The 8376-nt window shown below is 58.2% G+C and carries 6 protein-coding genes and 2 pseudogenes; 7 read left to right on the forward strand and 1 reads right to left on the reverse strand.

Annotated features, from left to right (window positions below; all coding sequences use genetic code 11):
• Positions 1 to 835: 835 nt before the first annotated feature.
• The 3 genes and pseudogenes from hisC to EN884_RS16245 all read left to right on the forward strand — a co-directional run bounded on the left by hisC (position 836) and on the right by EN884_RS16245 (position 4529).
• Positions 836 to 1966 (forward strand): histidinol-phosphate transaminase, encoded by a 1131-nt coding sequence (gene hisC, locus EN884_RS16235; protein ID WP_063169376.1) that lies wholly within the window; start codon positions 836 to 838, stop codon positions 1964 to 1966.
• 71 nt (positions 1967 to 2037) lie between these two features.
• Positions 2038 to 3072 carry an LLM class flavin-dependent oxidoreductase gene (locus tag EN884_RS16240; protein ID WP_063169375.1) on the forward strand — a complete coding sequence of 345 codons (1035 nt, stop codon included), beginning with the start codon at positions 2038 to 2040 and terminating at the stop codon, positions 3070 to 3072.
• Positions 3073 to 3326: 254 nt separating this feature from the next.
• Positions 3327 to 4529: pseudogene (locus EN884_RS16245) on the forward strand (IS3 family transposase).
• Here the strand turns inward: EN884_RS16245 and EN884_RS16250 are convergent.
• Positions 4524 to 4665, reverse strand: a pseudogene (locus EN884_RS16250) (transposase); the annotation flags it as partial. The pseudogenes EN884_RS16245 and EN884_RS16250 sit on opposite strands and share 6 nt — an antisense overlap.
• Positions 4666 to 5034: 369 nt before the next feature.
• On the opposite strand from EN884_RS16250, the gene queC reads away from it, so the two are divergent.
• The 4 genes from queC to EN884_RS16270 all read left to right on the forward strand — a co-directional run bounded on the left by queC (position 5035) and on the right by EN884_RS16270 (position 8343).
• On the forward strand, positions 5035 to 5733 hold the full coding sequence (gene queC, locus EN884_RS16255) for a 7-cyano-7-deazaguanine synthase QueC (RefSeq protein WP_063170389.1): 699 nt from the start codon (positions 5035 to 5037) through the stop codon (positions 5731 to 5733).
• Positions 5733 to 6089, forward strand: coding sequence for a 6-carboxytetrahydropterin synthase QueD (queD, locus tag EN884_RS16260; RefSeq protein WP_063169374.1), 357 nt, complete (start codon positions 5733 to 5735; stop codon positions 6087 to 6089). Before queC ends, queD begins: the two co-directional genes overlap by 1 nt.
• 5 nt (positions 6090 to 6094) lie before the next feature.
• Positions 6095 to 6820 carry a 7-carboxy-7-deazaguanine synthase QueE gene (gene queE / locus EN884_RS16265; RefSeq protein WP_164548811.1) on the forward strand — a complete coding sequence of 242 codons (726 nt, stop codon included), beginning with the start codon at positions 6095 to 6097 and terminating at the stop codon, positions 6818 to 6820.
• A 770-nt stretch (positions 6821 to 7590) separates the two neighbouring features.
• Positions 7591 to 8343, forward strand: a complete 753-nt coding sequence (locus EN884_RS16270; protein WP_063169372.1) for a carbonic anhydrase — start codon at positions 7591 to 7593, stop codon at positions 8341 to 8343.
• The last annotated feature ends 33 nt before the right edge of the window (positions 8344 to 8376 follow it).

An 8376-nucleotide genomic window follows, 5' to 3' on the forward strand; every position in this document is an offset into this window, starting at 1 on the left:
ACGCAGCGGTGTGAGACGGGCATTCTTGTGGATGTTCATTCGGACCCTCCGATGGATGCTGAAGCGTGGTAACTCCAGTCTCCTCGGTCCGGTCCGAATGGACAACCTCTCGAAAGCTCACACCTAGTGCCGGCAGTGGCACCGCTGTTGTCCGTCGACAGGTCCCGCGCTTGCTCGGTGCGACCAACAACCTTAAGCGCTAGGGCGTAACCTGACCCTGCAAGATCTCCTCACCGACTATAAGGTGCGCCTCACGATCTGAGACGATGGGACAGGATGGCTAAGGAGGTGCGCCGTCTTGCATGCCCCGCCAGCGAGGCGAACCCTCTCGGCTACGCGCGCCACCAGCGACGCTCCATATCGTCAGGCCTGCGTCTCATGCTCAGATGAGCCGGTATTTGGCTCTCTCATCAGCAAACCGAGAGAGCCCATGCCAAGACGGAAGCAAGCAAGACGAACGAGCGTCAGAGATATCCTGCGCCTGACCCATAAACAGGGCAGTCCGGTGGGCCAAGGTGGCAGAGCAACTGAGGTTCGGCAAGACTTCGGCTTCCACCTATCTGCGGGCGCTGGAGACGGGCTGTCGTGCAGGCCCTGCATGCGGCTTTGAGGACGATGCGATGTTGAAACACCGTCTGTTGCGCCGAATCGGCCGTCGGCCAAACGTTGGGTCGTCATCAGGTTCTCGACAGCTTCCCGGTGTCAAATCCAAACCGTGGTCGGCGATCCCCACCAGGGTGGGAAGGCAGCGCTGATATAGCCGAACGTCGATCAAGTCACGATCAACGATTGCCTCATGTCACATGCCCTGCGGGACTGAAAAACGGAGAAGAACATGTGCGATGCAAAACTGAAGACCGTGCTTTCGCTTTTTTCGCCGGTGGCCAGCAAATTAGATGCTCTCTCGTCCAACGGACCAGCGACGGATGCAAACTGCGTTAAGCTAAATACGAACGAGAACCCGTTTCCGTTGCCGAAGAGCGTAATGCAAAGTGCAATTGCTGCGATCGAACACCAGTATCTTTATCCGGAAGACGACAATCTCAGCTTAAGGGCAGCTGCCTCCGATGCTTACGGATTTTCCAAAGATCAGGTGATTGCCGGCAACGGTTCGTCGGAGCTGCTCGGACTCATCTACAGAGCTTTCCTCGCCCCAGGAGATAGAGTGGCAATGCTGTCGCCCGGATTTTCGTTCAACCGTAAACTTGCCATGTTGCAGGGTGCCGAGTTTCTCGAAATCGCATCGAGCGAAGCTCATCCCCTGCCGATAGAAAAACTGCTGTCCGGCCCCGCAAAAGACGCGAAGTTCATTCTGTTGGCTAATCCGAACAATCCGACCGGAACATTCGTGCCGGTGGCCGAAATCGAACGCCTTGTGGAGCAAGCAGATCGCTTGGTCGTCTTGGATGAGGCCTACGTTGACTTCGCACCCGACAATGCCCTGCGCCTCGTCAATAGACATCCGAATCTTTTGATCTTGAGGACTTTTTCAAAGAGCTATGCTGCCGCTGGCGTGCGAGTCGGCTTCGGTTTCGGTCACCCAGAAATCATTGGCAGGCTGCGCAACATCCAGAATGTCTTCAACATGAACGTGATCGGGCAGGCGGTCGGGAAAAGCATTCTTGCGCATCGCCACGCCTACGAAGAGAACCACAGGCACATCAAGCATGAACGACAGCGAGTGACCCTGGCGCTGTTGCAACTTGGCTTTTCCGTAACACCCTCCCACGCAAACTTTTTGCTGGCCCGTGTGCCGGCGGGACAGGAGGGCTCATGCTGGCAAGCCGCGTTGAAAGAGCAGGCGATCCTCATCGCCAGCTTTCCTGACGTAGATTTGAAGAACTGTATTCGCGTCAGCATTGGCACCACAGAGCAGATGGACAAATTCCTTGCTGCCGCCGAACGCGTCTGTATGAACTTTAAGAAGGATCGCGGTGCTCACAAGCATGAAGTCGATTCACATTAAGCATCAAGTAATGATATGTCGTGAGCTATGATGATTAGCGAATAAATATAGGTAATTTGGAGAACAATTAATTGAAGAAAATTTCCGCTTCGGGCCTGACCTTCGGCATCTTCGATCATCTGGACGAAAACGGCGATGACATCGCACAACAATATGCAGATCGGCTGAGCCTAGCAGAAGCGTGCGATGGCTATGGCTTTTATGCGTATCATCTCGCCGAGCACCACTGTACGCCGCATGGCAGAGGTCCATCACCGAATTTGTTCTTAGCGAGCGTCGCCCAGCGAACCCGCAGTCTTCGTGTTGGTCCCATGGTAATGCTACTTGCGCTCTATCATCCGCTGCGTGCCTTCGAGGAGATCTGCATGCTTGATCAGTTGAGCGGCGGCAGGCTTGAACTCGGCATAGGGCGCGGCTCTGCTCCCACTGAATTGGGATACTTCGGGGTTGCTGTAGAAGCAGCACCAGAACAGTATGCGGAGGCCAGTGAGATTCTCATCAATGCGATGAAAGGCGGGACGCTTTCTTATCAGGGCCGCCACTTTGAGTTGAAAGATGTTCCGCTGACGTTGAGACCTCACCAATATCCCCGTCCGCCGACATGGATCGCCACCAATCGACCCGAGCCGGCTAGCTGGGCCGCTGCGAATGGGGCAAACATCGCCTGCGTCGGACCTTCCACTTCTGTTCGCAGCGTTACCGACGCGTTCCGCGCCGCCCGAATTCACGATGCTGACATTGGCCAGCAAGCGCCATTTCTTGGATTGCTCCGAATGGTGGTGATAGGGCGTTCTGAAACAGATGCGTATTTGCTCGCAGCACCTGCCTATGAACGATGGCTCAATAGCTTCAAATTTCTATACGAACTAAATGCCATTTCCACTCCACCAAACTTGCCTTTGAACTTCGATGCAGCAATTGAAAGTGAATTGTGCGTCGTGGGAACGGCAGATTCTGTCCGAAAAGCTCTCCTTGATCAGCTGGAAGAGGCAGGTGCTAATTATCTTCTGTGTCAACTGGCATTTGGGGATTTGCCGCTGGATGCCTCACTATACACCGCATCGGCCATTGGATCCGAAATCATGGCTCGAGTTGCCGCATCGTGAATCCGTCGTGTGATTGGAGGAGCAGCGGCAGCGCTGCTCCTCATTGCGAAACGGTTGTGGGGGCCGGACTCCTGTGTCAGGTGTAAACCATTGGAGCACGTCCTATCTGATCCAGGTCATATCCTGCGGCTTTGAAGTAGTTGGCACATTCGGCTGGGGTGAAGAGGTCGACGACCGCGCCGAGGCGTCCTGACCTTGCCCCTCTGATCTAATCCGGTTTGAAGTTCGTTCTGGCCCATCCAGAGGACCAGGACATGAAACGCAGCCGCTTCTCTGAAGAGCAGATCATCGGAATTTTGAAGAAACACGAGGCCGGGGTATCGGTTGGCGATCTGTGCCGCAAGCACGGGGTCAGCGACGCCTCGATCTACAATTGGAAGGCCCGCTTCGGCGGGATGGATGTCACCGAGGCTCGGCGACCTGAAGGCGCTGGAGGACGAGAACACGCGCCTGAAGCGGCTTTTGGCCGACGCCATGCTCGACAATGCCGCGTTGAAGGACCTTGTGGGAAAGAAATGGTGACGCCCGCCGCCAAGCGGAAAGCTGTCGCTCGCCTGAAGGAAGGCTTCGGGATGAGCGAACGGCGGGCGTGTAAAGCCATCGGCTGTTGCCGCATGACGGTTCGCTACCAGACCAGCAGGCCGGACGACCGCGAGGTTCGCGAGCGGATGAAGGCCGATCGCGCAGGAGCGTCGCCGGTTCGGCTACCGGCGTCTTCTCGTGATGCTGAGGCGGGAGGGCCTGGTCGTGAACCACAAGAAGCTGTTCCGGCTCTATCGGGAGGAGAAGCTCGCCGTCGCCGCCGTGGCGGCCGCAAGCGGGCGATCGGGACCAGGGCGCCGATGCTGGTGCCGCTGAGGCCCGACGAGCGCTGGTCGCTCGACTTCGTATCGGACCAGCTCACCGACGGGCGCCGCTTCCGCATCCTGGCCGTCGTCGACGACTGCACGAGAGAGTGCCTCGCACTCATCGTTGATACGTCTCTCTCGGGCATGCGGGTTGCCCGCGAATTGGACGGCTCATCACCGAGCGGGGCCGGCCCAGGATGATCGTCAGCGACAATGGCAGCGAGTTCACCTCGAACGCCATCCTCTCCTGGGCGGATCAGAACCGCGTCGAATGGCATTACATTGCGCCCGGCAAGCCGATGCAGAATGGCTTCATCGAGAGCTTCAACGGCCGACTGCGCGATGAACTGCTCAACGAGACGCTGTTCACCTCGCTGGCTCAGGCGCGCGTAGCCATCGCCCTGTGGCACGCCGACTACAACACCGCGCGGCCGCACTCCCCCCTGGCAGACCCCGGCCAAGTTCGCCAGCACCTTCAATCCGCGACGGTCGCTCGCGCTGCGCTATGCCAAAGGCTCCGCGCCAGCGCCCGTCGCTTCACCCGCCCAGCAGGGCACAACCCACGCCGGAAACGAACTCAAAACTGCTGGGGCAACGTCAGTCCCATAGAGCCTTGATGGTTATCTCGGCCTTTGCTCGCAGCAGCGCCTTAGGTTGGGCGAAGGCGTTCTCAATCGGATTGAAGTCGGGACTGTAGGGCGGCAGTTAGAGCAGGCTCGCCTGCGGCCTCAATCGCGCCGCGCAGGGTTCTCCAGGCGGATGTCGCCAATGTCAAATTTGCTGGCATCCATGTCGCCCTCGCCAACCGCACAAGCGAAGGCCAGAAAGCCAACATGTGTTCTGCGGCTTAATTAAGAGTCAGCCGATGTCGGCCGAACATCACCTTGTCTCGAAGTCGACGATCGGACAGCAGGTTGCGAAAGTTGGCGCGATGCGAAACAAACTGCTGAAGCGCTCAACTTTTATTGATCACGCGTGTTGGACGCGACGCACTCCCGTTCCAATCGGGCTGAGCGCAAATTCTCCCGGTTCACAAAACTGAGTCGCTGGAGTAGTGGGGGCGCAGAGAAATCTCCGGTCGCAGCCTTACCCGGTCAAAACAAGGATACCAATGATGAAGACTCTCGCCGTCTGCTCTGGCGGATTGGACTCCGTTTCCCTTGCTCACATGGTGGCAGCGGAGCACGAACTCACCGGCCTTCTATCTTTCGACTATGGCCAACGGCACAGGAAGGAATTGGGCTTCGCCGCTCTTTGCGCGCAGCGACTGAAGGTCCCGCACCAGATCATCGACATCGGCGAAATTGGCCGTGGCCTTTCCGGCTCAGCGCTGACTAGCAGTATCGACGTGCCGGACGGCCACTACGCCGAAGACACGATGAAGATTACGGTGGTGCCGAACCGCAATGCCATCATGTTGGCAATCGCCTTCGGTCTCGCCGCCGCCCACAGCGCCGAAGCGGTGGCGGCGGCCGTGCATGGTGGGGACCATTTCATCTATCCCGATTGCCGTCCGGCCTTCATTGAAGCTTTCCAGACAATGCAAGACCGCGCGCTCGACGGCTATGCGCAGATACGCCTCTATGCACCGTATGTGAATCTCGGAAAAGCTGACATTGTTGCGGATGGCGCAAGATACGGCACCCCGTTTGCTGAGACCTGGTCCTGTTACAAGGGCGGCGTGCGTCACTGCGGACGATGCGGGACCTGCGTCGAGCGGCGCGAAGCGTTCCATCTCGCCGGGCACGCTGATCCCACCGACTACGAGGACGCCGATTTCTGGCTTGAGGCGCTGCGCAGGAGGCGCGCGTAATGTTCCACATCAGCAAGGAATTCCACTTCTCGGCCTCGCATCAGCTCACCTCCTTGCCTCCCAACCATCAATGCGCGCGCCTGCACGGGCATAACTATGTCGTCGTAGTGGAGCTGTCGGCCAAGGAACTGGACGCCCACGGCTTCGTGCGCGACTATCACGATCTGGCGCCGCTCAAACGCTACATTGACGAGAGCTTCGACCATCGGCACCTCAACGACGTGCTGGGACATGAGAAGGTCACGGCGGAATGCCTGGCCAGACATTTCTATGAATGGTGCAAGGCACGTCTGCCGCAGACCGCGGCCGTGCGCGTTAGCGAAACACCGAAAACTTGGGCGGAATACCGTCCGTGACCGACATGCATCCCGCAATCCGTGTGAGCGAGATATTCGGGCCGACTATCCAGGGCGAGGGCGTGCTCATCGGCTTGCCGACGGTGTTCATCAGAACCGGCGGATGTGATTATCGCTGTTCATGGTGCGACAGCCTTCACGCGGTGGACAATCAGTATCGCCATGAATGGCTACCGATGCCGATCGATGCCGTGTGGCAAACCGTCCATGCGCTTTCCGGCGGCAGGCCGGTTATGGTCTCCTTGTCAGGCGGCAACCCGGCCATTCAGCCGTTCGGTCCCCTCATAGAACGAGGCCATCGCGAGGGCTATCGTTTTGCACTGGAAACGCAGGGTTCCGTGGTGAGGGAGTGGTTTGCGGATCTTGACGTGCTGACCCTTAGCCCAAAGCCGCCGTCCAGCGAGATGACGACCCGTTGGGCTGCGTTTGATGCATGCCTCGAAGCGGCGCAAGAGAAGCCGCAAATCGTGCTCAAGCTCGTCGTTTTCGACGAGAGTGACTATGCCTACGCCAAAGAAGTCGCGGCGAGATATCCGCACCTTCCGATCTATCTGCAACCCGGCAATCACACGCCGCCGCTCCCTGGCAGTGAAGACGCCTCTGTCGACTTGGACGGAATAATGATGCGAATGGAATGGCTTGTCGAAAGGGTGACTAGCGACAGGTGGTTCGAAGCCCGCGTGTTGCCGCAGCTGCACGTTCTGCTTTGGGGTAACAAGAGGGCGGTCTAGTCTGTGGCTTGCGTCGCACCGGAAGGCCGGGCTCCAACGGCTTGGCAGGCTCTCTTCGCGTGCCGAGTACAGCCGAGCTTTGTTCGCGTCAGCGGTCTCGCGATTGTGCGGCTGGAAACCGCCCGGACACCCCGCTGCCGGCGTGTGTCACCTTGACTCCGATGAGCTGTCGTCACGCAAAGTTGAAATCCGCAAGAACTGGCCTTCTCGCCCCACCTGCTCCGTCGCAAGCACGTCATCCCCTCATCCTTGTCCAGCTCTTATCGATGTATCTCATTGTCCGGCCTGACGCACGACTGTCAGCATGGGAATGCATCCATTGCGCAAATGCCTTCCATAAAGAAGATCGATTTCCTCATTGGCCCAACGTGAAATATAGCAACGTTTTCGTGGCGTGGGTCGGCTGCGTCGGGAGTAGCGATGAAAACGTATTGGGGTCGCCTGCGTCTCCTTGGGCAGCGAGTGTAAAGTATAGCGATGCGGCCTCCGGCGCGAACGGCAGCCGCGCAGTGATCACCTTCGCCTGTGCCTTTGCGGCGGGGGTCAAGCGCTGGTCTGCTAAAATTTTTTATCGTTTAGCTGGTTGAAACTGCCCCCGTTGCGGGCTGCAGAAGCCGGCCAGCCGAGAAACGGCAGCCGCACTTATGAAAGCACGCCAAGGCGTGCGGGCATCTATCAGTTGCAAAGGACAATACTGGCCGCGCCGATTGGCCATCACGCGTCCATTAGGGCAGCCACCAACATCAGTTCGCAAGAGGAGCAAAAGTAATATGTATCGTCGTCACCTGATCAAAGGGTTGGTTGCGCTCGGCGCATGCCGGATTTGCGTTCAAGCCGCCCAAGCGACCAGTGCCCATTGGGGGTACACCGGTCCGGTCGGACCGGAGCACTGGGCTGATCTGGATAAGGAAAATTTCGTATGCTCTGCCGGCACGCAGCAATCGCCGATCAATATCAACAGCGCGGTCAAGGCGGATATCCCGCATATCGCCATCGGCTGGCACAAGGGCGGCGGCAATATGGTGAACAACGGCCACACCATTCAAATCAATATGCCACAAGGCAGCACGCTGACCCGCGGCGATCGTGTCTACGAACTGGTACAGTTCCATTTCCATGCGCCAAGCGAACATCACGTGGCGGGCAAGAGCTTCCCGATGGAGGTGCATTTCGTTCACAAGGACACGCAAAGTGGTACTCTGGGCGTGCTGGGCGTCTTTTTAACGCCCGGCGCGACAAATGCCAGCTTTGCTGCCCTTGCTGCGGCCTTTCCCGAACTGCCGAATGGGGAGGTGACGATCGACGAGGTGAATCCCAACTGGCTTCTGCCAGCCTCGCTTGGCTATTGGACTTATGAGGGCTCACTGACGACGCCGCCGTGCACCGAAAACGTCGAGTGGATGGTGGCGATGGAACCGGTTGACGTTGATCCGGCAGACATCCAGCGATTTGCCTCACTCTACCCGTCGAACGCGCGCCCTATTCATTCACCCAATCGACGCTTCATCCTGCGCCAGAGTTGAGCGCCGCCCCAGCGGTTCCGCACGGTCCAACAT

Origin of the sequence: Mesorhizobium sp. M7A.F.Ca.AU.001.01.1.1 (genome assembly GCF_004022735.1) — a bacterium.
GTDB lineage: Bacteria > Pseudomonadota > Alphaproteobacteria > Rhizobiales > Rhizobiaceae > Mesorhizobium > Mesorhizobium ciceri.